Source organism: Methylobacterium sp. Leaf91, from assembly GCF_001422815.1.
GTDB lineage: Bacteria > Pseudomonadota > Alphaproteobacteria > Rhizobiales > Beijerinckiaceae > Methylobacterium.
In genome coordinates this window covers 38,071-63,250 of sequence record NZ_LMMP01000034.1, presented here as the reverse complement: position 1 = coordinate 63,250, position 25,180 = coordinate 38,071, and the positions used below count along the sequence as shown (strand labels likewise).

At 63.7% G+C, this 25,180-nt stretch carries 24 protein-coding genes and 1 other RNA gene; 11 read left to right on the top strand and 14 right to left on the bottom strand.

Annotated features, from left to right (window positions below; translation table 11 throughout):
* Positions 1-100: 100 nt before the first annotated feature.
* From ASF32_RS17215 to ASF32_RS17190, 6 genes are all read left to right on the top strand, one after another.
* Complete coding sequence (locus tag ASF32_RS17215; RefSeq protein WP_244477888.1) at positions 101-730, top strand: molecular chaperone TorD family protein; 630 nt, start codon at positions 101-103, stop codon at positions 728-730.
* A 44-nt stretch (positions 731-774) separates the two neighbouring features.
* Positions 775-999: a formate dehydrogenase gene (locus ASF32_RS17210; protein ID WP_056431015.1), complete on the top strand. Its 225-nt coding sequence runs from the start codon at positions 775-777 to the stop codon at positions 997-999.
* A 7-nt stretch (positions 1,000-1,006) separates the two neighbouring features.
* The gene (locus tag ASF32_RS17205) at positions 1,007-3,949 is read left to right on the top strand and encodes a formate dehydrogenase subunit alpha (RefSeq protein WP_056431012.1); all 2,943 of its coding nucleotides are present in this window, start codon (positions 1,007-1,009) and stop codon (positions 3,947-3,949) included.
* Positions 3,950-3,961: 12 nt separating this feature from the next.
* Positions 3,962-4,558 carry a formate dehydrogenase FDH3 subunit beta gene (gene fdh3B / locus ASF32_RS17200; protein WP_056431009.1) on the top strand — a complete coding sequence of 199 codons (597 nt, stop codon included), beginning with the start codon at positions 3,962-3,964 and terminating at the stop codon, positions 4,556-4,558.
* 47 nt (positions 4,559-4,605) lie between these two features.
* Entirely contained in the window at positions 4,606-5,637 is a 1,032-nt protein-coding gene (locus tag ASF32_RS17195) for a formate dehydrogenase subunit gamma (RefSeq protein WP_056431006.1), read from the top strand.
* A gap of 63 nt (positions 5,638-5,700) precedes the next feature.
* Entirely contained in the window at positions 5,701-5,904 is a 204-nt protein-coding gene (locus ASF32_RS17190) for a hypothetical protein (protein ID WP_056431003.1), read from the top strand.
* A gap of 121 nt (positions 5,905-6,025) precedes the next feature.
* On the opposite strand, the gene moeB is transcribed toward ASF32_RS17190, so the two are convergent.
* On the bottom strand, positions 6,026-6,802 hold the full coding sequence (gene moeB / locus ASF32_RS17185) for a molybdopterin-synthase adenylyltransferase MoeB (protein ID WP_056430999.1): 777 nt from the start codon (positions 6,800-6,802) through the stop codon (positions 6,026-6,028).
* A 112-nt stretch (positions 6,803-6,914) separates the two neighbouring features.
* Here moeB and dapE point away from each other — a divergent pair, with 112 nt between their 5' ends.
* Positions 6,915-8,099, top strand: coding sequence for a succinyl-diaminopimelate desuccinylase (gene dapE, locus ASF32_RS17180; protein ID WP_056431566.1), 1,185 nt, complete (start codon positions 6,915-6,917; stop codon positions 8,097-8,099).
* Between the two features lie 5 nt (positions 8,100-8,104).
* Here dapE and ASF32_RS25535 read toward each other — a convergent pair whose 3' ends face one another.
* From ASF32_RS25535 to recR, 5 genes are all read right to left on the bottom strand, one after another.
* Positions 8,105-8,830, bottom strand: a complete 726-nt coding sequence (locus ASF32_RS25535) for a hypothetical protein (RefSeq protein WP_156467868.1) — start codon at positions 8,828-8,830, stop codon at positions 8,105-8,107.
* Positions 8,831-9,500: 670 nt separating this feature from the next.
* Complete coding sequence (truA, locus tag ASF32_RS17175; RefSeq protein WP_056430996.1) at positions 9,501-10,268, bottom strand: tRNA pseudouridine(38-40) synthase TruA; 768 nt, start codon at positions 10,266-10,268, stop codon at positions 9,501-9,503.
* 25 nt (positions 10,269-10,293) lie between these two features.
* Positions 10,294-11,223: a methionyl-tRNA formyltransferase gene (gene fmt / locus ASF32_RS17170; RefSeq protein ID WP_056430993.1), complete on the bottom strand. Its 930-nt coding sequence runs from the start codon at positions 11,221-11,223 to the stop codon at positions 10,294-10,296.
* 26 nt (positions 11,224-11,249) lie between these two features.
* Positions 11,250-11,768 carry a peptide deformylase gene (locus tag ASF32_RS17165; RefSeq protein ID WP_056430990.1) on the bottom strand — a complete coding sequence of 173 codons (519 nt, stop codon included), beginning with the start codon at positions 11,766-11,768 and terminating at the stop codon, positions 11,250-11,252.
* 120 nt (positions 11,769-11,888) lie between these two features.
* Entirely contained in the window at positions 11,889-12,494 is a 606-nt protein-coding gene (gene recR, locus ASF32_RS17160) for a recombination mediator RecR (protein ID WP_056430987.1), read from the bottom strand.
* Between the two features lie 336 nt (positions 12,495-12,830).
* Here recR and ASF32_RS17155 point away from each other — a divergent pair, with 336 nt between their 5' ends.
* On the top strand, positions 12,831-14,447 hold the full coding sequence (locus tag ASF32_RS17155) for a phosphoenolpyruvate carboxykinase (protein ID WP_056430984.1): 1,617 nt from the start codon (positions 12,831-12,833) through the stop codon (positions 14,445-14,447).
* 67 nt (positions 14,448-14,514) lie between these two features.
* On the opposite strand, the gene ASF32_RS17150 is transcribed toward ASF32_RS17155, so the two are convergent.
* The 4 genes from ASF32_RS17150 to ASF32_RS17140 form a co-directional block, all read right to left on the bottom strand.
* Positions 14,515-14,835 (bottom strand): YbaB/EbfC family nucleoid-associated protein, encoded by a 321-nt coding sequence (locus ASF32_RS17150; protein ID WP_056430980.1) that lies wholly within the window; start codon positions 14,833-14,835, stop codon positions 14,515-14,517.
* Positions 14,836-14,901: 66 nt separating this feature from the next.
* The gene (locus tag ASF32_RS17145; protein ID WP_056430977.1) at positions 14,902-16,839 is read right to left on the bottom strand and encodes a DNA polymerase III subunit gamma/tau; all 1,938 of its coding nucleotides are present in this window, start codon (positions 16,837-16,839) and stop codon (positions 14,902-14,904) included.
* 68 nt (positions 16,840-16,907) lie between these two features.
* Positions 16,908-17,004, bottom strand: an RNA gene (ffs, locus tag ASF32_RS24775) — signal recognition particle sRNA small type.
* A 56-nt stretch (positions 17,005-17,060) separates the two neighbouring features.
* Positions 17,061-17,324, bottom strand: coding sequence for a PepSY domain-containing protein (locus ASF32_RS17140; protein ID WP_056430974.1), 264 nt, complete (start codon positions 17,322-17,324; stop codon positions 17,061-17,063).
* 146 nt (positions 17,325-17,470) lie between these two features.
* Between ASF32_RS17140 and ASF32_RS17135 the strand changes: the two genes are divergently transcribed.
* Positions 17,471-19,006, top strand: coding sequence for a YifB family Mg chelatase-like AAA ATPase (locus ASF32_RS17135; protein ID WP_056430969.1), 1,536 nt, complete (start codon positions 17,471-17,473; stop codon positions 19,004-19,006).
* Between the two features lie 18 nt (positions 19,007-19,024).
* On the opposite strand, the gene ASF32_RS17130 is transcribed toward ASF32_RS17135, so the two are convergent.
* From ASF32_RS17130 to ASF32_RS17120, 3 genes are all read right to left on the bottom strand, one after another.
* Positions 19,025-20,458, bottom strand: coding sequence for a mannose-1-phosphate guanylyltransferase/mannose-6-phosphate isomerase (locus ASF32_RS17130; RefSeq protein ID WP_056430967.1), 1,434 nt, complete (start codon positions 20,456-20,458; stop codon positions 19,025-19,027).
* A 175-nt stretch (positions 20,459-20,633) separates the two neighbouring features.
* Entirely contained in the window at positions 20,634-22,799 is a 2,166-nt protein-coding gene (scpA, locus tag ASF32_RS17125; protein ID WP_056431563.1) for a methylmalonyl-CoA mutase, read from the bottom strand.
* Between the two features lie 147 nt (positions 22,800-22,946).
* Positions 22,947-23,303 carry a hypothetical protein gene (locus ASF32_RS17120; RefSeq protein ID WP_244483676.1) on the bottom strand — a complete coding sequence of 119 codons (357 nt, stop codon included), beginning with the start codon at positions 23,301-23,303 and terminating at the stop codon, positions 22,947-22,949.
* Between the two features lie 155 nt (positions 23,304-23,458).
* On the opposite strand from ASF32_RS17120, the gene ASF32_RS17115 reads away from it, so the two are divergent.
* The gene (locus tag ASF32_RS17115) at positions 23,459-24,364 is read left to right on the top strand and encodes a DUF817 domain-containing protein (RefSeq protein ID WP_056430961.1); all 906 of its coding nucleotides are present in this window, start codon (positions 23,459-23,461) and stop codon (positions 24,362-24,364) included.
* Between the two features lie 74 nt (positions 24,365-24,438).
* A complete protein-coding gene (locus ASF32_RS17110) occupies positions 24,439-24,639 on the top strand; it encodes a hypothetical protein (protein ID WP_056430960.1) in 201 nt (66 codons plus the stop codon).
* A gap of 219 nt (positions 24,640-24,858) precedes the next feature.
* On the opposite strand, the gene ASF32_RS17105 is transcribed toward ASF32_RS17110, so the two are convergent.
* Positions 24,859-25,074 carry a hypothetical protein gene (locus ASF32_RS17105; RefSeq protein WP_018044781.1) on the bottom strand — a complete coding sequence of 72 codons (216 nt, stop codon included), beginning with the start codon at positions 25,072-25,074 and terminating at the stop codon, positions 24,859-24,861.
* Between the last annotated feature and the right edge of the window lie 106 nt (positions 25,075-25,180).

Genomic DNA, 25,180 nt, shown 5'->3' with positions numbered 1-25,180 from the left:
ACGTTGCGCACGTCCCATTCCGCGGTATTGTGGACGAAGTGAATTCACTTCGCCCGCGATCGGGTCGCGGTTTGAGGATGGTATGCGTTCGGTTGAGTTGTTGCGCGAAGACGAAGCGAAACTCGCTTCCGGCGCGCCCGGCATGACGCAGCCGGTCGTGGACGACGTCGATTTTCTGCGCGCTCATCTCTACGATCTCCTCGCGGCCCTGACAGGCCGAGTCCCGTCCGATGATATCCTGTCGCTTCTTGCCGGCTCGGGTGGCGATGAGACTCCCCTGGGCAAGGCGAGCTCCGCCCTCGCTGGCGAAGCGGCCGGTGCGGATCTGGCCAAGGTCGGGCGCGAGTATTTCGATCTCTTCGTCGGCGTCGGACGCGGCGAAGTCGTGCCGCACGCTTCCTACTACCTGACCGGCTTTCTCAACGAGCGCCCGCTGGCGCGCATCCGCCAGGATCTGGCCCGGCTCGGCATCGAAGCCTCGGGCGGCATGAGCGAGCCGGAAGACCATGTGGCGATGCTGCTCGAGACCATGGCGGGTCTCGTCTCGGGCCGTTTCGAGACGGGAGCCGGCGAGGACCGCGTCTTCTTCGAGCGGCATCTAAAGCCCTGGGCCGGGCGTTTGTTCGACGATGTGGCGGCCAATACCCGTTCGTCTTTCTACCGTGCCGTGGGCGACCTCGGCCGGACGTTCATCGACATCGAGACCCGGGCTTACGCGCTCGACGCGTGAGGCGGGAATCATTGAAACATCGGTCGCATTCAGGAGTGACGAGCATGCGGGACGATCGAAAGGACGAGATGGGACGGCGCCATTTCTTCCGCGCCCTCGGCGGCGGATCGGTGGCGGCCGCTGCCGCGATCACAGCCCAGCCGATGATTGCGACGCCGGCGCAGGCTTACGACCCCGGCGCGGATGAGACGAAGGCCCGCTACCGCGAGTCCGACCACGTCAAGGCGTTCTACCGCACCAACGGCTACGAGACCCTGAAGAAGAATTGAGGGCGCCATGCTGATCAAGCGCAAGACAGGCGGCCCGGGCCGCACCTTCCATCAGGCCGTCACCATCGGCGAGACGCCGAAGGCCCTCGACCGTCGCGCCTTCCTGCGCAATTCCGGCCTCGTCGCCGGAGGGCTCGCGGCCGCCGGCTCGATCCAGCTTGGCTCGGTCCGCAAGGCCCAGGCGGCGGGCGCCTCCGCGATCGGCCCCGAGGTGACGATCAAGAAGAACATCTGTACCCATTGCTCGGTGGGTTGCACGGTAACGGCGGAGGTCGTGAACGGCGTCTGGGTCGGCCAGGAGCCGTCCTTCAGCAGCCCGATCAACCGGGGTACCCATTGCGCCAAGGGCGCGGCGATCCGCGAGCTCGTCTCCAGCGACCGCCGCCTGAAATATCCGATGAAGATGGTCGACGGGCAGTGGACCCGCATCTCCTGGGATCAGGCCATCGATGAGATCGGCGACAAGATCACCGGCCTGCGGGACAAATACGGCCCGGATTCCGTCTACTGGCTCGGCTCGGCCAAATTCACCAACGAAGCCGCCTACGTCCTGCGCAAGTTCGGCGCCTTCTGGGGCACCAACTCGGTCGATCATCAGGCGCGGATCTGCCATTCGACCACGGTGGCCGGCGTTGCCAATACCTGGGGCTACGGCGCGCAGACCAATTCCTACAACGACATCCGCAACGCCAAGACGATGATCATTCTCGGCGGCAACCCCGCCGAAGCGCATCCGGTCTCCCTTCAGCACCTGCTGTCCGGCAAGGAGATCAACCGCGCGAACATGATCGTCATCGATCCGCGCTTCACCCGCACGGCCGCCCACGCCACGGAATATGTCCGCATCCGTTCCGGCACCGACATCCCGGTGGTCTGGGGCATCCTCTGGCACGTGTTCCAGAATGGCTGGGAGGACAAGGAGTTCATCAGCCAGCGCGTCTACGCCATGGACGACGTCCGTAAGGAAGTCGCCAAGTGGAATCCCGAGGAGGTCGAGCGTGTTTCCGGCGTGCCGGGCGAGCAGCTGCGCCGCGTGGCCGAGAAGTTCGCCAAGGAGAAGCCCGCCACCCTAATCTGGTGCATGGGCGCGACCCAGCACACGGTGGGCACCGCCAACGTCCGTGCGCTCTGCATCCTGTGTCTCGCCACGGGCAATGTCGGCAAGCCGGGCACGGGCGCGAACATCTTCCGCGGCCACACCAACGTACAGGGGGCCACCGATTTGGGCCTCGATGTGACGTCGCTGCCGCTCTATTACGGTCTCGTCGAAGGGGCCTGGAAGCACTGGGCGCGCGTCTGGGACGTGGAATACGACTGGCTCCAGTCGCGATTCGACGAGGTGCCGGCCAAGGGCGGCCGGAAGGCCCGTACGCGCAAGGAGAGCATGGAATTACCCGGCATCACCTCCACGAGGTGGTTCGACGGCGTGAACCTGCCCGAAGAACAGGTGGACCAGCGCACCGGCATCAAGGCGATGATGGTGTTCGGCCATGGCGGCAACACCGTCACCCGCCTGCCGGAAGCGGTGAAGGGCCTGACCAAGCTCGACCTCCTCGTGGTGGCGGATCCGCATCCCACCACCTTCGCCGCCCTCGATGCGCGGCGCGACAACACCTACCTCCTGCCGATCTGCACCTCGCTGGAGATGGATGGCAGCCGCACGGCCTCGAACCGCTCGCTCCAATGGGGCGAGCAGATCGTGAAGCCCGCCTTCGAATCGAAGAACGATTACGAGGTCATCTACCGTCTGGCGGCGAAGCTCGGCTTCGCCGACAAGATGTTCAAGAACATCAAAGTCGTGGACGCGGTGCCGGACGCGGAGGATATCCTGCGGGAGATCAACCGCGGCGGCTGGTCGACGGGCTATTGCGGCCAGAGCCCGGAACGCCTGAAGGCGCATATGCGCAACCAGGCGAAGTTCGATCTGGTGACGCTGCGGGCGCCCAAGGACGATCCTGAAGTGGGCGGCGACTATTACGGCCTGCCCTGGCCGTGCTGGGGCAAGCCGGAGCTCCGTCATCCGGGAACGCATATCCTCTACAACACCAATCTCCACATCAAGGACGGTGGCGGAACGTTCCGGGCCCGCTTCGGCACCGAGCGTAACGGCGTGACCCTGCTGGCGGAGGATTCCTTCGCCAAGGGCTCCGAGCTCACCGACGGCTACCCCGAATTCACCATGGCGGTGTTCAAGAAGCTCGGCTGGGACAAGGACCTGACCGCCGAGGAGATGGCGACCATCACCAAGATCGGTGGGGCCAACATCGATACGGTGAGCTGGGCGACCGACCTCTCGGGCGGCATCCAGCGCGTCTGCCTCGACCACGGCGTCACGCCCTACGGCAACGGCAAGGCCCGGGCGAATGCCTGGAACCTACCCGACCCCGTGCCGGTGCACCGCGAGCCCATCTATACGCCGCGTCCCGATCTCGTAGCCCAGTACCCGACCCGCCCCGACGAACGTCAGCTGCGCATGCCGAATATCGGCTTCTCGGTGCAGAAGGCGGCGGTGGATCGCGGCATCGCCAAGGACTTCCCGATCATCCTCACCTCCGGCCGTCTCGTGGAATACGAGGGCGGCGGCGAGGAGACGCGCTCGAACCCTTGGCTCGCCGAGTTGCAGCAGGACATGTTCGTCGAGATCAACACCGGGGATGCCACCGATCGCGGCATCAAGGACGGTCAGTTCGTCTGGGTCTCCGGCCCCGAGAACAACGCCAAGGCCAAGGTCAAGGCGCTGGTGACGGACCGGGTCGGCAAGGGCGTCGCCTTCATGCCGTTCCACTTCTCCGGCTGGTACCAGGGCGACGACATGCGGAAATTCTATCCGCATGGCACCGACCCCGTGGTGCTGGGCGAGAGCTCCAACAACACGACGACCTATGGCTTCGATCCTGTGACGGGCATGCAGGAGACGAAGTGCACCCTGTGTCAGATCCGGGCCGTTTGAGGGATAATCGCCATGGCTCGCATGAAATTCCTCTGCGACGCGGACCGCTGCATCGAGTGCAACGCCTGCGTCACCGCCTGCAAGAACGAGCACGAGGTGCCGTGGGGCATCAACCGCCGGCGTGTCGTCACGCTCAATGACGGCAAGCCCGGCGAGCGCTCGGTCTCCATGGCCTGCATGCACTGCACCGACGCGCCCTGCGCGGCGGTGTGCCCGGTGAATTGCTTCTACACCACGGCCGACGCGGTGGTGCTGCATTCGAAGGACATCTGCATCGGCTGCGGATACTGCTTCTACGCCTGTCCGTTCGGCGCGCCGCAATATCCGAAGGTCGGCAACTTCGGTTCGCGCGGTAAGATGGACAAGTGCACCTACTGCGCCGGCGGTCCCGAATCCGATCTCTCCACCATCGAGTACGAGAAATACGGTTCGAACCGTCTCGCCGAGGGCAAGCTGCCGCTCTGCGCCGAGATGTGCTCGACCAAGGCGTTGCTGGCGGGTGACGGTGAGATGATCGCCCAGATCTACAAGCAGCGCGTGATCAAGCGCGGCTACGGCTCCGGCGCCTGGGGCTGGAAGACCGCCTATCGCGAAACCGTCGCCATCTAGGCGACGGACTGGACTGCCGGGGTCGAGACTTCAGGAAGGAAACGCCGATGCGGCGGACACTGACGACTTTCAGGACGCTGGTCGCAGCGGCCATCCTCATGGCGGCTTTCGGCGCCTCGTCGGGCTCCTTCGCGCAGCAGACGCGCGACGGACTGAACCCGACCGGGCAGAACCCGACGGCTGAATCCGTCAACGAGGATTTCCTGTTCAAGCAGGACCCGAAGATCACCGGCCGCATCAGCATCCCCGACGGCAAGGCGGCGCACCTGATCCAGCCCGCCGGCCGCGACTACCGTGATTTCCGGGAACGGTGGCTGCCCTGGCTCAGCGCGCTCGCCGTCCTCGGCGCCGTCGCGCTTCTCGGCCTGTTCTACTTCTTCCGGGGCCGTATCCTGATGGAGCCCGGTCCTGATACGGGCCGCAAGATCCTGCGCTTCAATGGGTTCGAGCGGTTCGCGCACTGGATGACGTCGAGCTGCTTCATCATCCTGGCCCTGTCCGGCCTGAACTACATCTTCGGCAAGCGCCTGCTGATGCCGCTCATCGGTGCGGATGCGTTCGGCGTGGTGGCGCAATATGCGAAGTTCAGCCACATTTACCTCGCGTGGCCGTTCATGATCGGCGTCGCGCTGATGCTGGTGCTCTGGCTGAAGGACAACATCCCGAACAAGATCGACATTGCCTGGATCAAGGCCTTCGGCGGCTTCATCGGCAACAAGCATCCCAGCGCTGGCCGTTTCAACGCAGGCCAAAAGATGGTGTTCTGGATGGTGATCGGCTTCGGCACGGCCATGAGCGTCACCGGCCTGATGATGATCTTTCCCTTCGCCCTCACCGACATCACCGGAATGCAGCTGATGCAGGTGATCCACGCCCTCATCGGCATCGCCTTCATCGCCGGCATCCTCGCCCATATCTACATCGGTACCCTCGGCATGGAGGGCGCCTACGACGCCATGGGCAGCGGCAAAGTCGATCTTGGCTGGGCAAAGGTCCACCACGACCTCTGGGTTGAGGAAGAGCAGGCCAAGAACGCCAGCGGCCCGCAACTCGGGCGCCATCAGGTGCCTGCCGAGTAACCTAACGGACTAATACAGGCGCTCGGCGACCGGAGCCGGCATGTCGAGGATCGGACAACGTCCATGAAAGCTTTCATCATCGCCCTCGTCGTTGCCGTCGCCCTCGGCACGCTGGCCGCTATGCTTCTCAACCAGCAGCAGCGCTTCGCCTACCAGGCTTTCACGACCTCCGGCACGCGGGTTTCCGACCCGGCGGGGCACAGCAATCTCGTCGGGCCGCATTGGAACGGCGTCACGCCCGATCCGGAGAAGCCCTCTAGATCCTGAATTCCGGATTCTAGAGGAATGCGCACAACGTGGGTTCAGGGACACGAAAGCAGCCACCGCTCGCCGGATGCGCGGTACCGTATTCAGTGGACATCGGGCCGCGAAAGCGACTTTCCGGTCCTTAAACCGCCGATCCGTTCAACGAATTTCCTTCGTCCCAACCATAGCCGAGCGTCTCGAACCGCATGGATCGGGCATCGACCATGAGCAGCCGTCCCACCAGCGGCTCGCCGAAATCCGCTACCGCGCGGATCACTTCCATCGCCATCAGAGATCCCATTACCCCGGCCAGAGCACCGAGCACACCGGCCTCGGCGCAGGCGGGCACGCTGCCAGGGGGAGGCGGGTTCGGGAACAGGCAGCGATAGGTCGGATTCGGGCGGCCGTCCGGTCCGGTCTCATGGGCCCGGATCGTCGTCAGTGTGCCGTCGAATTGCCCGAGAGCGGCCGTGACGAGCGGACGCTTGGCGTGGAAACAGGCATCGGAGACGGCATAGCGGGTCGCAAAATTGTCCGACCCATCGGCGACGATATCGTATCGGCCGATCAACGCGACGGCATTGTCGACGTCGATCCGCATGAGATGCGGTTCGATCCGCACATGCGGGTTGAGACGTGCCACGGCATCGGCGGCGCTGTCGATCTTCGGACGGCCGATATCGGGCGTGCCGTGGATCACCTGCCGCTGCAGATTCGAGAGCGAGACCGTGTCGTCGTCGACGATGCCGATCGTACCGATGCCGGCCGCTGCCAGATACTGGATCAGTGGAGCGCCAAGCCCGCCGGCGCCGATGACGAGCACCCGCGCCGCCTGCAAACGCGCTTGTCCCGGTCCTCCGACCTCACGCAGGACGAGGTGGCGGGCGTAGCGTTCGACTTCGTCGCTGGAGAAGGCCATCCCGGTGAAATAGCCCTTGCGGCGAAGCGCCGAAAGGGCATCGGGACGGTATTTGCGTCCCGATGCCGTGCCGCTTATGCGCGACGGTAGAATGTCCCATCTCGACGAGACGATGCCCGTGTCCTCTCCCGTTATCGCCGATCACTCGCCGCTGGCCCTCGCCCAGGCCCTCATCCGCTGTCCGTCAGTGACGCCGGAGGAGGGCGGTGCCCTGCAATGGCTCGGTGGCGTCCTGGAGGAGGCAGGTTTCACCGTCGATCGCCCGCGCTTCTCGGAGCCGGGAACGCCCGATATCGACAATCTCTACGCGCGGATCGGGACAGGCAGTCCCTATCTCCTTTTCGCGGGCCATACCGACGTCGTCCCGCCAGGCTCCGTCGAAGCGTGGCGGCACGGGCCGTTCGACGGCGCGGTAGCGGACGGCATGCTCTACGGCCGCGGCGCGGTCGACATGAAGGGCGGCATCGCCTGCATGCTCTCTGCAGCGCTCGCTTTCGTCGCCGGGCGGGGAGGGGCGTTCAACGGCTCCATCGGGTTCCTCATCACCGGCGACGAGGAGGGGCCAGCCATCAACGGCACGGTGAAGCTCCTGGAATGGGCGAAGGGGCGGGGCGAGCGATTCGACCATTGCCTTCTGGGTGAGCCCACCAACCCGGAGCGCCTCGGCGAGATGATCAAGATCGGTCGGCGCGGGTCTCTCACCGGCAAGCTCGTCGTCCATGGCCGCCAGGGCCACGTGGCCTACCCCCACAAGGCCGAGAACCCCATCCCCGGCCTGCTGCGCCTCGCCTCTGCCCTTCTCGCCGAGCCCCTCGACGGCGGCACCGCGCATTTCGATGCGTCGAACCTCGAATTCACCACCATCGATGTCGGCAATCCGGCCACCAACGTCATCCCGGCCGATGCCCGCGCGACGTTCAACATTCGCTTCAACGAGGGTTGGACGGCGGAAACCCTGGGTGCCGAGATCCAACGGCGGCTGGAGGCGGCCGCCGGCAACACCGTCCGGTTCACCCTGGACCTTCAGCCCTCGAACTCCCCGGCCTTCCTCACCGCGCCGGACGCGTTCACGGACCTCGTGGTCGAGGCGATCGAGACCGAGACCGGGCTGCGCCCGGTCCTGTCCACCACCGGGGGCACGTCGGATGCCCGTTTCATCAAGGATGCCTGTCCGGTCATCGAGTTCGGCCTCGTGGGTGAGACCATGCACCAGACCGACGAATGCGTGGCTATCGCCGATCTGGATCGGCTGACCGCGATCTATGGGCGGGTGCTGTCGGCTTACTTCGCTAGTTAGTGAATCTACCGATATCTATCCGGGAAACGTCTATTATTTTCGCCGATAGTATTGCCAACCATAATATATATTTGGCGAAGTCTATGAATATGAGGGTCGTTGAGGCGTAATTTAATATTTGCAACGCATGTTTCGTGTGAGATAATTGTCTTGGCTACGCTGTCGTCCGAGGGGTTTGCAAGAATATGATTAGCAAGCAAAACTCTTCCAACTTGTTCAATCAAACCTTCCTCTCGAACATCTTGGTCAAATATTACGCGTTCGAGATCGAATATGGTTCTAATACCCAGCCCCCAGAGTCTTACGAGGGAGGATGGTCCCGTCGAGCAGCATAGCTGTGCCTGAGCGACCCAATCCATAATCTGATAGACGCCGTAGGGCGTCTCGACGAAAAGCATCAATGGATTGGCTGCTGCTAAGTTTTGAACTGATTTAATGTGGTAATCTGCCAGTCGATCTCTAATTTCTGTATCAATTCCGTCGATTATTTCTACAGGAGTAGTGGTATACATTTCATAAAAGCTTTTATTTTCTTTCTTATAGCCTCGAAATTTACTTTTTGTAATCAATGAGCGAATGGCTACCTCTGGGAAATATCCAATTGCGAATGCTGCAGCGAGACCTAGGTAGGGGAACGGATTGAGATTGATATTTTCAGCAGATCCCAGATTAATTGAAGATAACGGCTTGAATAAAGCCTCATTAGACAACAGGGCAACGGTCGTGCCCACAATGAGATTATTCGCCGCTCCGACAAAAGAGGCCGGGCTAAGATCAAAATTGTTGATCGCCCTAAAAAAACTTCTGATTAAAAATACGTATCCGCCTGCAAAGGCAGCTATAAAGACTAATATCCACTTAGAAGCTCTCTGATCTTGAGTCAGTTGAATTGCGTCACATTGAGCATTTATCAGGCACGTTAATATGTTCGCCTGCGATATAGTGTGAATAAGCTGACCGGAGATTAATAATGACGCGGAAAACAATACTAATATCAATGGTATTGCGCTAACGATCCAAGCAAAGATGCTATAATCTTTGCTTGATGAATCTCAAAAATTATCTTGTTGTTCGTTTCTGTGGGGCTTTCTTTCAATAAAATACTTATATTTTACAAATTCAAATGAAGGAATAAACATATCCCCTACGCGCTGACTATCAAATACAGATGATAGATCATTTATTATTCCTTGTCTTTGCCCTTTCACCGACTCGCGAATGATGAAGAATATCAATGGCGGTAGTATGCTGACCAAAAGGGAGATTGTTAAAACAGCTAGAGAAAATTCCATTTTTAAAACCCCACGTCACAAAAAATTCGTGCTTGAAGAAAGCGCGAATTCTCCGAACTTGCAATCTTGAGTTATGGAGTTCCAGGGCTGATTATTTTTTAAACGTCCATCAGTTGCAATTCATCTGGGGATAATCCACCCCCACGAAGGTCAGTCCCTTGGCGGGCGCCATCGGGCCGCAGCGGGCGCGGTCGCGGCTCGCCAGGATGTCGGCGACCTCGGCGATGCCGAATCGTCCGCAGCCGGCCATCATCAGCGTTCCGACCATGGCGCGGACCTGATGGTGCAGGAACGAGCGTGCCGAGGTCGAGATCACGATCTCCTCGAACAGGCCCATCGTCACCGTGGCCACGTCGAGCTGTTCGAGGGTACGGATCGGGCTGTTCGCCTGACACTCGGCGGCGCGAAAGGCGGTGAAGTCGTGCCGACCGAGGAGACCTTGCGCGGCTCTGTGCATCACCTCGGCATCGAGCGGCCATGGCACGTGCCAGACATGGTCGCGTGTCAGGGCAGGCGGGCTGCGCCGGTTGAAGATGCGGTAGCGGTAATGCCGTCGAATGGCGGAGTGGCGTGCATCGAAACCGGGCCCGACCCGCTCGGCGCTGACGATGGCGACCGGTAGCGGGCGGAGATGGGCGTTCAGGGCGTCGCGCACCGTATCCGTGCGCCAGTCCTTGATGAGGTCCAGATGGGCCACCTGATGGATGGCGTGGACGCCGGCATCCGTCCGACCGGCGCAGGTCAGGCGCAGGTCCTCCCCTGTGAAGCGTTTGACGGCGTCCTCGATGGCGCCCTGGACGGTGATGTCTTCGGCCTGCCGCTGCCATCCGCAGAACGGAGCGCCGTCATACTCGATCACGAGTTTGTAGCGGGGCATCAGCGACGGCCCCCGGTCTCTGAGTTCACGGGAAGCGCGTTCCCGGCGCGAGATGCGCACCGCGCACGAATTCCGCACCCGTGACGATGCCGCCCTTGCCGGCCCGGCGCAACTCTGTGAGCTGCACGGCGCCCTCGCCGCAGGCGATGGTTCCGGCCGCATCGAGCAGAGTGCCGGGCGTTCCCTGTCCCTCCTTTGGCAGGGCGCGCAGCACCTTCACCCGTTCCGGCCCCTTGCCGAGATCGGCCTCGAAGAAGGCTCCGGGGAAGGGCGACAGCCCGTTGATATGGTTCGCCACCTCACCCGCCGGCTTGGACCAGTCGATGCGCGCCTCGTCATTGGTGATCTTGTGCGCGTAGACGAGACCCTCCTCGGATTGGGGCGTGAGGGGGAGGGGCTCGTGTTCAAGCTGGCCGAGGGCCCGGCTCATGAGCGCCGCGCCAACGGGCATCAACGTATCGTGAAGGTCTCCCGCACTCATGCCGGGGGTGATGGCGACCCGTTCATCCAGGGCCACGGGGCCAGTATCGAGGCCCGCCTCCATGCGCATGATGCCGACACCGCTCTCCGTATCCCCTGCCATGACCGCGCGTTGGATCGGTGCCGCCCCGCGCCAACGGGGCAGCAGGGAGGCGTGGAGGTTCAGGCACCCGTGGCGCGGCACGTCGAGGATCGCCTGCGGCAGCAGCATCCCGTAGGCGACCACCACGGCGACATCGCATCCGTGCGATCGGAACAGCGTGACCGCATCCGGCGTCTTCAGCGTCGTGGGGGTATGAACCGGCAGGCCGAGCCTGTCCGCCAGCGCATGGACGGGGGACGGACGCAACGCCATGCCGCGCCCGGACCGCGCCGGGGCGCGGGTATAGACCGCGGCGATGTCGTGACCGTCTTCCGCCAGGCGCGCCAGGGTCGCCACGGCGAAATCGGGCGTCCCCATGAAGACGAGCTTCATCGCGCGCTCTCTGTTGAAGGATGGGATCAGACGTCCTCGCCGCGCTTGGCCGCCTTGACGAATTTCTTAATGACGCGGTCGCGCTTCAGCTTCGACAGGTGATCGATGAAGAGTACGCCGTCGAGGTGATCGATCTCGTGCTGGATGCAGGTGGAAAGAAGCCCGTCCGCCTCGATCTCGCGGGTTTCACCGGAAAGGTCGCGAAAGCGTACGCGCACCCGGTCGGGCCGCTCGACCTCGCCGTAATATTCGGGGATCGACAGGCAGCCCTCGTCATAGACGCGCTTCTCCTCCGAAGCCCAGACGATCTCGGGGTCGATGAAGACCTGCGGCTGCCGCGCGTTCTCGTCCTTCGACGTGTCGATCGTGACTACACGCTTGGTCACGCCGACCTGGATGGCGGCGAGGCCGACGCCCGGGGCATCGTACATCGTCTCCAGCATGTCAGCGGCTAGGGTGCGGATCTCGTAGTCGATGGTACCGACGGGGGTCGACACCTGACGCAGGCGGGCGTCTGGCAGGATGACGAGGGGGCGGATTGTCATGGCGCGGCCGGATCTGTCGATGAAAAGGGCCCGGCTCCCTGTCTCCCGGGTCCGCCGTGCCGGACCCGCAGATAAGGTTTGGCGGATGGCCGGTCAAATCGGCCGGGGTAACGATGCGGCTCAGAACGCCGTCCGGCTTCGGATGGCCGCCGAGAGTGTCCCCTCGTCGAGATAATCGAGCTCTCCCCCCACCGGCACGCCATGGGCGAGGCGGGTCACTTTCAGCCCGTGATGCGCCAGGGATTCGGTGACGTAATGCGCGGTGGTCTGACCATCGACCGTGGCGTTCAGAGCCAGGATGATCTCCCGGACATCGCCATTGCCGGCCCGGTCCACGAGGCTCGCGAGGTTGAGATGTTCCGGCCGGACACCATCGAGGGCGGAGAGCACGCCACCGAGGACGTGATAGCGCGCCGTCACCGCGCCCGACCGCTCCAAGGCCCAGAGGTCGGAGACATCCTCGACCACCACCAGGATGGAGGGATCGCGCGACGCGTCCCGGCAGATGGTGCATGGGTCGCTTGTATCGACGTTGCCACATTCCTGGCACACGACGATGCGCTCGGAGGCCACCTGCATCGCCTCCGCCAGCGGAGCGAGCAGAGCTTCACGTTTTTTGATGAGATGCAGCGCCGCGCGCCGGGCCGAGCGCGGGCCGAGCCCCGGCATTCGCGCGAGGAGCTGGATCAGACGTTCGATTTCGGGGCCGGCAACGGCTTGGGCCATACGTGTTCCGTCAGACGGCCGCGGCCGTGTTCGATAAATGGGGTCGGATCTCGTCGTCTTGTAGTCGGGAATCGCCGCCGCCGCATGCGTTCCGACGCCGCTCCGGATACCCCTTTGTTTCTCTGACAGATCCGTTCGTTCGTCTTTTAAACCGTTGCCGTCTCAATTGACCGGTGGCTGCCGGAGAATAAGCAGGTCTATTCGATCGAGTGGTGAACCTGTGCGCGGCGGACCTGAACGACCGCGTGGACGCTCCATCGGACCGTCCGGAAGACGAATGGGAGATTCCGGCCAAGCCAGACCTCAAAGCGATCAGGTGTTCGAGGAGTAGCGGACGTGACACATTTCGGCGATTTCAACGCCAGCCATGGACCCGAAAAAATCGGTCTGCGCAATCTGAAGGCGGTTCATTGGAACCTGGAACCCCCACGGCTCTACGAGGAATCCCTGAGCCGTGGTGAATCGCAGCTCGCCCATGGCGGCGCCCTCGTGGCGACCACGGGCAGCCATACCGGTCGTTCGCCGAAGGACAAGTTCATCGTCCGTGACGCCAACACCGAGAACGAAATCTGGTGGGAGAACAACGGCGCGATCACGCCCGAGCAATTCGAGACGCTGTACCAGGATTTCCTCAGCCATGCCGAAGGGCGCGAACTCTTCGTCCAGGACCTCTATGGCGGCGCCGATCCGGCCCACCGTGTCCAGGCGCGGGTCTTCACCGAACTCGCCTGGCACTCGCTCTTCATCCGCAACCTGCTGATCCGGCCCGAGCGTTCGGCTCTTGAGGATTACGTCCCCGGTCTGACGATCATCGATCTTCCGAGCTTCCAAGCCGAACCGCACCGTCACGGCTGCCGCTCGAAGACCGTCATCGCCATCGACTTCACCCGGAAGATCGTCCTCATCGGCGGCAGTGCTTATGCCGGCGAGATGAAGAAGTCGGTCTTCACCTATCTGAACTACGTTCTACCCGGCGCGGGCGTGATGCCGATGCATTGCTCGGCCAATGCGGCACTGGATGCCGAGGGCGAGTCCGCCCTGTTCTTCGGCCTCTCGGGCACCGGCAAGACCACGCTCTCCAACGATTCCTCGCGGCAGCTCCTCGGCGACGACGAGCATGGCTGGAGCAAGGACGGCATCTTCAATTTCGAGGGTGGCTGCTACGCCAAGACCATCCGTCTCTCCCGCAACGCCGAGCCCGAGATCTACGCCACGACCGAGCGTTTCGGCACGGTGATGGAGAATGTGGTGATCGACCCGCTCTCGCGTCGCCCCGATTTCGACGATGCGTCGCTCACCGAGAATACCCGCTGCGCCTACCCGCTCGACTTCATCGCCAATGCCAGCGCCACGGGCAGGGCCGCTCACCCAAAGAACATCGTGATGCTCACCTGCGACGCGTTCGGGGTGATGCCACCCATCGCCAAGCTCTCGGGCGCGGAGGCGATGTACCACTTCCTCTCCGGCTACACCGCCAAGGTGGCCGGAACGGAACGCGGCCTGACGGCGCCCGAGGCGACGTTCTCGACCTGTTTCGGCGCACCCTTCATGCCCCGGCACCCGAGCGTCTACGGCAACCTGCTGCGTGATCTCATCGCTCATCACGATGTGGATTGCTGGTTGGTTAATACCGGCTGGACCGGCGGAGGTGTCGGTACCGGACGGCGCATGCCGATTCGCGTCACGCGTCGCCTGCTCGGTGCCGCCCTGGACGGGTCGCTGTCGAAGACCGAGTTCCGTCGCGATCCGTATTTCGGCTTCGCGGTTCCGGCTTTCGTTCAGGGGGTCGAGCCGCACATTCTTCAGCCCGTGAAGACCTGGGGCAACAAGACGGCTTTCGCCGAGACGGCGACGCGCCTCGTGTCGATGTTCCGGGAGAACTTCAAGCGCTTCGAGGCCCATGTGGACGCCGACGTGCGCGCCGCCGAGCCGGTTCAGGTCATCGCGGCCTGAGACAGATCATCATCCGATCCCGGCTCGTGCCGGGATCGGCCCCTACGACGAAGAACCGGCTGAAGACCTAGAACAGGTTCAGCCCCGGCGGGATCGGCAATCCCTTGGTCAGTTCGCCCATGCGTTCGGCCGCCACCTGCTCGGCTTTCCCGCGTGCGTCATTGACCGCGGCCACGATCAGATCTTCCAGGATCTCACGTTCGTCGGGGTTCATCAGCCCAGGATCGAGGGTGACGCCCTTTACGAGGCCCTTGGCGGTCATCGTCACGGCGACCGCGCCTCCGCCGGACGCGCCGCTGACCTCGACGGTATCGAGCTCGCGCTGCAGGGTCGCCATCTTCTCCTGCATGGCCTGGGCCTGCTTCATGATTCCCATGAGGTCGCGCATGGCTGAGCTTTCAAAACGAAGTGAGACGATTACAGGACGGCATCTGGGGTCGGCAGCGGCGAAGCGCTATGCCTCATCGTCCGGATCTCCGGTGCTTTCGGGGTCGACCGGCGTGAGGTCCGTGCTGGCAGCCGCTTCCACCGGGGGGGCCTTGTCCCGCACGTCGATGATCTGGGCGCCGGGGAAGCGCGCGAGCACTTCCTTCACCAGAGGGTGCGCTGCCGCGTTCTCATGGCGCGATTCCAGCGCGGCGCGTGCCTTGTAGGCAAGGGTGGGCTCTCCCTCCTCCTTCGACAGCGCCACGATCCAGCGTCGGCCGGTCCAGGCATCCAGCGAACGGGCAAGATCGTTGGGCAGGCTCTGCCGGCCCCCCTCCGCCAGGCGGAACTCGATCCGCCCTTCTTCGAACCGAACGAGATGCGCTTCCCGTTCCAGCGCCATCTTGAGACCGATGTCGCGGCGCTCGTCGGCGAGGGCGACGATATCCTCGAAACAGGTCAGGCGCGGACCAGCCTCGCGGGGCGCTGCTTCCGGGGCGGGGGCAGGGACGAGATTCACACGCGCGCCGCCGCTCGCTGCGAGGGTCAGCGCGGGACGCGGCGGGGGCAAGTCGATCGATGGCGAGGCCATCGATTGTGCGGCCAATGACTGCGAAGCCCCCGGCGGCGGGCCCGATGTGGCCGAGTGTGCTGCTCCGGCATGCGCAGACGACACTCCGCTCGGCGTGGATGCACTCGGCAGTGTAGCTCCCGTCGATGTCATCGGGGTTGCGGCGAACGCATCCGATTTCAACTGTCGTAGGGCCTCGTCCGGCGTCGGCAGATCGGCGGCATAGGCCAGGCGAACGAGAGCCATTTCAGCGGCGGCGAGCGGTCTCGCGGCGGTCTGGACCTCGGGAATCGCCTTCAGCAGGATCTGCCATGCGCGGGACAGGGCGCGGATGGACAGTTTGGCCGCGAACTCACCTCCGCGACCGCGCTCGTCGGCGCTCAAGGTCGGGTCGGCCGCCGCCGCATCGGGGACGAGCTTCAGCCGGGTGACCAGATGTGTGAAGCTCGCCAAGTCCGACAGGACGACGGCGGGATCCGCGCCCGCTTCGTACTGGCTGCGGATTTCGGCGAAAGAAGTCGGTACGTCGCCGCGCATCACCGCCTCGAACAGGTCGACGATCCGCCCCCTGTCTGCGAGGCCGAGCATATCGCGCACGCTCGCCCCCGTGACGAGGCCGGCGCCATGGGCGATGGCCTGGTCGAGGAGCGAGAGCGCGTCACGCACCGAACCTTCGGCTGCGCGGGTGATCGCCGCCAGGGCTTCCGGCTCGGCCTCGACGGATTCGGCCGCGCAGATCTTGGCCAGATGGGAGACCATGGTGTCGGCCTCGACCCGACGAAGGTCGAAACGCTGGCAGCGCGACAGGATCGTCACCGGCACCTTGCGGATCTCGGTGGTGGCGAAGACGAATTTGGCGTGGGGCGGCGGCTCTTCCAGTGTCTTCAGAAAGGCGTTGAACGCCTTCTCCGAGAGCATGTGTACTTCGTCGACGATGTAGACCTTGTAGCGGGCGGAGACCGGCGAATAGCGGATGCCGTCGATGATGCCGCGTACGTCGTCGATGCCGGTATGCGAGGCGGCATCCATCTCCAGCACGTCCATGTGCCGTGATTCCATGATCGCCTGACAATGGCGGCCGAGCTCCGGCATGGCGATGGTGGGACCGGTATCGGGATGCCCGTCGCGCAGGTAGTTCAGGCCACGGGCTAGGATGCGGGCGGTCGTCGTCTTTCCGACGCCGCGCACACCGGTCAGCATCCAGGCTTGTGGAATGCGATTGGCCGCGAACGCGTTGGCCAATGTGCGGACCATCGCGCCCTGGCCGATCAGATCGTCGAAATTCTGGGGGCGGTATTTGCGCGCCAGCACCCGGTAGGGCGTGGTCGCCGGTACGGGCTCGGGCAGACCCGGAAGGCCGGGAAAATCGCTCGGAGTGCCGGAGGTCGCGTCCATGCCGCCTTGCGTGGTTCGAGCGGCCCCGGGTCGGGGGATGCCGCCACGCGGACCTCAAAAGAAACGAAGGTGGGAGGCTGGACGAAGACCCGCTCGGTCTCGTTAGGGCTGCTTCCTTCCGGACCTGACCCGGTTGGCGAGTGAAACGTCCCTCGCCAACCTCCCGAGCGCTATATGGCCGGCGCCTTGCTGGAACGCAAGCGCCAGGACGGACGAAGCGCTTATTCGGCTTCGCGCGTGGTGATCGCGTAGGTCTTGAGGTCGAGTTCGAGATCGAACTGCTTGCCATTCGCATCGATGGCATCGTCCACGTCGATCTCGTGCTCCTCGACTTCGATCTTGCCCCACTTGGTGAAGCCTTCCTTCTTCAAGGTGGCTTCGATCTTGGTACGTTCCTCGGGGGTCGGCGCACGGTCGGCGAAGGCGGTGCCAGTGAGGGCGAAACCGAGGGCGATGGCAGCGAGGCTCGCAGTCTTGATCGACATGGTGGAACTCCTTGGTCGGGAAAGTGACACTTTCGAACGGCGAATCGGGAATGGAGTTCCATGACACGTCAGCAAGGGCGCACGCGCTGGTTGTCATGAGCCATGGCGCATCCTAACCTTGGCTATAAGCTCAGGGGTCTGGATCCATGGTCACCCGCGTCGCCACAGTCGCCTTCGAGGGGATCGAGGCGCGCGCCGTCGACGTCCAGGTCCAGATCGCCCCGGGGGCGGTGATGTTCATGGTGGTGGGGCTGGCGGACAAGGCCGTGGCGGAATCGCGCGAGCGCGTGCGCTCCGCGCTGATCGCATCGGGACTGGCGCTTCCGGCAAAGCGCATCACCGTCAACCTCGCTCCGGCGGACCTGCCGAAGGAAGGCTCGCATTACGACCTTCCCATCGCCCTCGCGGTGATGGCCGCCATCGGCGCGATCCCACCCGATGCGCTCGCCGGGTACTGCGTTCTTGGTGAGCTCGCTCTCGACGGCACGATCACGGCGGTGAACGGCGTCCTGCCCGCCGCGATGGCGGCGAATGCGCGAGGACTTGGCCTGATCTGCCCAGCGGCGACGGGACCCGAGGCAGCCTGGGCCGGCGGCGATATGGACGTGCTGGCCCCGCGTTCGCTGATTCAACTGGCCAATCATTTCAAGGGAAGCCAGGTGATGGCCCGGCCCGAACCGGCCGTGGCCACGAGCACGGGACGCCTGCCCGACCTTCGCGACATCAAGGGCCAGGAAGGCGCCAAGCGAGCCCTCGAAATTGCCGCCGCCGGAGGGCACAACTTGCTGATGAACGGCCCACCGGGCGCGGGCAAATCCATGCTCGCCGCGCGGCTTCCTTCGATTCTGCCGCCGCTAGGTCCGCGCGAGCTCCTCGAAGTCTCGATGATCCAGTCTGTGGCCGGCGAGCTGAAAGGCGGTGCACTCTCGAACCGGCGCCCCTTCCGCCAGCCCCACCATTCGGCCTCGATGGCGGCCTTGGTGGGCGGCGGAATGAATGCCCGCCCTGGCGAGGCCTCCCTGGCGCATGGCGGCGTATTGTTTCTAGACGAGCTTCCCGAATTCACACCCCAGGTGCTCGATTCCCTACGCCAGCCGATGGAGACCGGAGAGGTCATGATCGCGCGCGCCAATCACCGGGTGACCTATCCGGCGCGGTTCCAGCTGATCGCCGCGATGAATCCGTGTCGCTGCGGTCAGGCCCTCGAGCCGGGCTATGCCTGTCGACGTGGACCCAACGAGCGTTGTGTCGCGCAATATGGCGCCCGTATCTCCGGGCCGCTCCTCGACCGGATCGACCTGCGAATCGAGGTTGGGGCAGTCACGGCGGCCGATCTGATCCTACCGCCTCCCGCCGAAGGCTCGGCCGAAACGGCGGCGCGGGTCGTAGTCGCTCGGGCACTGCAGACCGAGCGCTTCACCGCGCAGGGGCTCACCGGCGTCGTCACCAACGCCACATGTCCGGCTCCGATGATCGAAGAGATGGCCGCGCCGGATGCCGACGGTACGGCGTTGATCCGCGACGCGGCGGAAACCATGCGCCTTTCGGCTCGCGGCTTTCACCGCGTCCTGCGCGTGGCGCGCACCCTGGCGGACCTCGACGGGGAGGAGCGGGTGCGCCGCATCCATCTCGCCGAGGCCCTGTCCTATCGCGGCCGGGCCGAGCGGCCTGTGGCCGCCTGAGGCCGACCGTCTCTCGTTTTAACGCCCGTAGATGTCCTCGACGCGGATGATGTCGTCCTCGCCGGTATAGGATCCGACCTGGACCTCGATGAGTTCGAGGGGGATCTTGCCCGGGTTGGTGAGGCGATGCATCGATCCGATGGGCAGGTAGACCGCCTCGTTCTCGTGAACCAGCACGACACGGTCATCCACGGTGACCTCGGCCGTGCCGCGCACCACGACCCAATGCTCGGCACGGTGGAAGTGCTTCTGCAGTGAGAGCCGCCCGCCCGGCGTCACCATGATGCGCTTCACCTGGAAACGCTCGCCGATATCGATGCGCTGATACCAGCCCCAGGGGCGGAACATCCGGCGATGGGCATCCGCCTCCGGATGGGCTTTCTCGCGCAGCTGCGTGACCAGCTCCTTGACGAGCCCGGCCTTGGCCTTCGAGGTGACGAGTACGGCATCCGGGGTCGAGACGACGACGATGTCGTCGACGCCGACCACCGCAGTGAGGTGCTCGCCCTCGCTATGGATCAGGCTGCCCCGGGTCTCGACGAGTTCCACGCGGCCGCGCACAGCATTGCCGAACGCATCACGAGGCAGGACGTCCCAGACCGCATCCCAGGTGCCGACATCGGACCAGGGGAAGGAGACCGGCAGGACTCCGGCGCGATCGGTCCGCTCCATCACCGCGTAATCGATGGAGGTCTTCGGCGCGCTGGCGAAGGCGGTGGAATCCAGGCGCAGGAAATCGAGATCGCTCGTCGCCTTGTCGAGGGCCGTGCGTGTCGCGGCCAGGATCTCCGGGACATAGGTCTCGAGTTCGGCCAGCATGACGTCGGCCCGGAACAGGAAGTACCCGCTGTTCCACAGGGCCCCGTCGGCGATCAGGCTTTCCGCGCCATGACGATTGGGCTTCTCCACGAAGCGCCCGACATCATAGGCACCCTCTACGCCGTCGATGGGCGCGCCCTTGCGGATATAGCCATAGGCGGTGGATGGAGCGGTCGGCTCGATTCCGAGGGTCATGATGCGGCCCGCCTGCGCACCAACCGCGGCGGCGCGTGCAGCCTCGACGAAGGCCGCGGTGTCACCGATGACATGGTCGGCCGCCAGGATCATCACCACGGCCTCCGGGTCGCGGCGGGCGGCATGGAGGGCGGCTACCGCAACGGCCGCGGCGGAATCGCGACGCTCCGGCTCGAGCACGATGTCGGCTTGGACCTCGGCCTGCAGAAGTTGTTCCGCCACGATGAAGCGGGCTTCACTGCTGGTGATGATCGTCGGCCGCGAGAAGGCGGTTCCGTCGGTGACCCGACGGGCCGTGTCCTGGAAGGTCGAACTGTCCGCGTTCACGAGCAGAGTGAACTGCTTCGGCATGCTCTCGCGGGAAGCAGGCCAGAGGCGCGTACCGGAGCCTCCGCAGAGGATGACCGGATGGATGAGAGGGAAAAATCCTGAGGCCATCGGCGTCAACTCACAATTTCAGTTCAGTACGTTGCCGCGAAATACAATTTTGATGCGCCGCAACCAACCCGGCGTGGGATGAAAAATGCGGCAAAAACGATAAATGCCTTAGGCAAGCGCTTGAGGCCAGCGTCGAAGCCGATCTCTTGCACTACGGTCGTGTAACATGAACGCCCTATTCGGCGGCCTGACGCGTGCTGTAACCGAGCCTTCCGTTGAGTTCTTCGATCAATTTCACCGCAGCGTCAGCAATGACCGTGCCGGGTGGGAAAATCGCAGATGCGCCAGCGGCATGGAGGGCGGGATAATCGCCCGGGGGGATGACCCCGCCAATCACGATCATCACGTCGCCCCGGCCTTGTTCTGTGAGGGCTGCCTTCAATTCAGGCACCAGCGTCAGGTGGCCGGCGGCAAGAGACGACACACCGACGATGTGGACGTCGTTCTCCACAGCCTGACGTGCGGCTTCGGCGGGAGTGGCGAAGAGGGGTCCGATATCCACGTCGAAGCCGAGATCGGCAAAGGCCGAGGCGATCACCTTCTGACCTCGGTCATGCCCGTCCTGGCCCATTTTCGCGACGAGAATACGCGGGCGCCGCCCGTCATTCTCCTCGAAGGTCTCCACGAGCTGACGAACGGTCTCGACCACCGGCGACATGCCACCCACCTCTCGCTTGTAGACGCCCGATATCGAGCGGATCTCCGCCCGATGCCGGCCCCAGGCCTTTTCCAGCGCGTCGGAAATCTCTCCGACCGTCGCCTTCGCGCGGGCAGCCTCGACACCGAGCGCCAGGAGATTGCCCTCGCCTTTAGCGGCTGCGGTCAGTGCCGCAAGGGCCGCATCGACGTCGGCCTGGTTGCGCTCAGCACGCAGCCTCTTGAGCTTGTCGATCTGGAGCATGCGGACATTGCCGTTGTCGACGCGCATCAGCTCGATGGCGCGGTCATCCTCGGGCTTGAATTTGTTGACGCCGACGATGGTCTGGCGGCCGGAATCGATCCGCGCCTGGGCGCGGGCCGCAGCCTCCTCGATCCGCAGTTTGGGGATGCCGGCCTCGATGGCCTTGGCCATCCCGCCCAATTCCTCGACTTCGCGGAGATGCTCCCAGGCGCGGGCGACGATGTCCTGGGTCAGCTTCTCGACATAGTAGGAGCCGCCCCACGGATCGACGATCCGCGTCGTGCCGCTCTCCTGCTGCAGGAAGAGCTGGGTGTTGCGGGCGATGCGCGCCGAGAAGTCGGTGGGCAGCGCTAGCGCCTCATCGAGGGCGTTGGTGTGGAGCGACTGGGTGCCGCCCTGCGTTGCGGCCATCGCCTCGATGCAGGTGCGGGTGACGTTGTTGAACACGTCCTGGGCGGTCAGCGACCAGCCGCTCGTCTGGCTGTGAGTGCGCAGGGGCAGGGACTTGTCGGTCTTCGGCTCGAACTCCTTCACGAGCTTGGCCCAGATCAGGCGCGCGGCCCGCATCTTGGCGATTTCCATGAAGAAGTTGGTGGAAATGGCCCAGAAGAACGACAGGCGGGGTGCGAACTTGTCGATGGTCAGCCCGGCCGCGAGACCGGCCTTGATGTACTCGACGCCGTCGGCGAGCGTGTAGGCGAGTTCGAGGTCGTTCGTCGCACCGGCTTCCTGCATGTGGTAGCCGGAGATCGAGATCGAGTTGAATTTCGGCATGTGAGCCGACGTGTAGGCGAAGATGTCGCCGATGATCCGCATCGAACCCGCCGGCGGGTAGATGTAGGTGTTGCGGACCATGAACTCCTTGAGGATGTCGTTCTGGATCGTGCCGGCGAGCTTCTCCGGCGGCACGCCCTGTTCCTCGGCCGCCACGATGTAGAGCGCCAGGATCGGCAGCACCGCGCCGTTCATCGTCATCGAAACGGTCATCTCGTCCAGCGGGATGCCCGAGAACAACGTCCGCATGTCGTAGATCGAATCGATCGCCACGCCGGCCATGCCGACATCGCCCGAGACGCGCGGATGATCGGAATCGTAGCCCCGGTGGGTGGCGAGATCGAAGGCCACCGACAGGCCCTTCTGTCCGGCCGCGAGGTTGCGCCGATAAAAGGCGTTCGAATCCTCAGCCGTGGAGAAGCCGGCATATTGCCGGATCGTCCAGGGCTGCGTCACGTACATCGTCGGGTAGGGGCCGCGCAGATAAGGCGCGACACCGGGATAAGTGTGCAGAAACTCGATCCCCTCGCGATCCTCCGGTCCATAGACGCCCTTCACCGGGATGCCTTCCGGCGTCATCCAGGGCTCGCCTGCCGGCGGCACGGGCGCCGTGAAGGCATCTGCCGCGTAGGGGACGTTCGCGAAATCAGGGATACGGGACGTCATGTGATCGAACTCGTGCGGCGGCGTATGGCGAAGCATTATAGTGAAGCACCGGCTTCGGGCTATCCCTCTCAAATTCATTTTGAGGATGAACCGCGATCCCAACTCCGCGGAGGGGGCTTCCGGCTCAGCCTCAGACTGCGGCATCGTTCAGTTCTCGGCGCCTCCTGATCGGCTTTTGAGCCACTCGATGCGTTCGTCGATCAGTTCGCGCAGCCTGTCGCGTCGCTTCGAGGCCTCCCAGCACTTGTCCGGGCAGTTGGGGGCTTCACCCTCCATGATTCCGACGATCGCCAGGACGACGAGAGCCAGGGCAAGCAGGATTCCAAATACGGTCGGCCAAGCGAGGCTGAGCCCGACGAGGAGGGCGAGACCGCCCTTCAGCACGAGCGAGCCGGCAAGCTTCAGCTTGATCAGCGCCGCGAAGCTGGCGCCGCTACCAAGTACGCCTCGAAACACGCGCATGGCGATGGCGCGAAACCGACGCCGGGCCAAGAGCTTCTGCAAGCGGGCCAGATCGCGTCGCACACGCTCCGATTCCCAATCAGCGTCTTGCTCGGTCGTCCGCATCGGCAAGCGATTGCCCTCCCGCGCTATCGATAAGGTCGAGCTTCACCCTCGGCTACGCTAAGGCGGGCTGCGCCACTGCCGGAACCGCTAACGTGACAGACATCCCGACCCAAAGCGCCGTCCGCACCTGGCCGCCCATCGCCCGGTTCGCCGGCATCGAGGCACGTCTCGGTGCATGGGCCCTGGGGCGGGGACCTTTCGCGGCGGGACTCTACGAATTCCTGAGGTTCGGCATCAAGCAGGGGTGGGCGTGCCTGTTCGGCGGTTTACTCTGCGCCCTGCTCATCGCGAGCTACCTGCTCTATCCGCCGCATGCGGCGATCAGTCGGTACGATTTTCTCACGCTGTCGGCGGTGGCGATACAGATAGCGCTTCTCGCCCTGCGCATGGAGACCTGGGAGGAGGCGAAAGTGATTGCGCTCTTCCATGTGGTCGGGACGGTGATGGAGATCTTCAAGACTGCCGTCGGGTCATGGATCTATCCGGAGGCCAGTCTGCTCCGCATTGCGGGTGTGCCGCTCTTCACCGGCTTCATGTATGCGAGCATCGGCTCCTACATCGCCCGGGTGTGGCGCCTGTTCGACTTCCGCTTCACCCATCATCCCGGCACCGGCGTGACGCTCCTGCTGGCCGCGGCGATCTACGTGAACTTCTTCACCCATCACTACGCGACGGACATCCGCCTCGGGTTGTTCGCGGCAACGGCCGTGTTGTTCGGCCGAACCTGGGTGCATTTCAAAGTCTGGCGGGTGCACCGGAGAATGCCGCTTCTCCTGGGCTTCCTGCTCGTCGCACTGTTCATCTGGTTTGCCGAAAATATCGGCACGGGGACGCGGGTCTGGCTCTATCCGAACCAGACATCGACCTGGGCGATGGTTTCCTGGCAGAAACTGGGTGCCTGGTATTTGCTGATGATCATTTCCTACGTGCTGGTCACCCTCGTGAACAAACCGGAGATTTATCGACACGGCGGGATTGAGCGGAGAAATTCGAGATAATAGCGATCGGCCTTCTTCAAGGTTTGGCAAGATCGAACGGGCTATGCCCGTTCGAGCCATGAGGAACCCCGTTCATGAGTGATTCCATCGCCGGCCTTGCACAGTCGATCGTGTCGAACCAGACGGCTGCGACGCGAGAGTCGATGCAGACGACTTTCATACGCAAGCAAGGCGAGAGCGACCGGGCCATTTCCCAGATGTTGCAGCAATCCGCCGATCAGCAGAAGGCCGTTCTTCCCGAAGGCCAAGGTGCGGTCGTGGACCGGCAGGTCTGAGCCTCGGTCACCATCGGCGACAAGGCCCGATGATTGCCCGCATCGAGGCAGGCTATGCCGTAGGACGGGTCGGGTTGCCCGCAAAGGATGACGCATGCATCGGACAGGCGGGTCCGACTAGCTACATCATCGTTACGCCCGCTGCGCGGCGCGGTCGGTTCCGCGCCGGCGGCTGGATCTAAAAGAGCTCGTCAGTCGGCTGACAGAAGCCGTAGCGGATCAATTGAGATAGGTGCGGATCCAGTTCGGCGAGAGAATTTCGCCTTCTTCCGTGATGATCCATGGCTGCTTTGCCGGGTCGGTCAGGGCGCCTGCGGCGGCCTCGATCGCCTCGCGAAGGGTGCCGTAGCGCGCAGGCTGGGCCAGCGGCGCCGGGACGGGAGTAGTCCGCCAGATCGTCAGATCGGCAGGACGTTCGAGGGCTTCGGTTTCCATAACAATGTTTCCTTGAACCTGAGAGGGTCATTCCCCGCGGGTCTGTGCGACTGAACCAGCACTTGGCGCAGCCAGCGCGGGATGTGTTTCCGTGAGAATGGAAGCA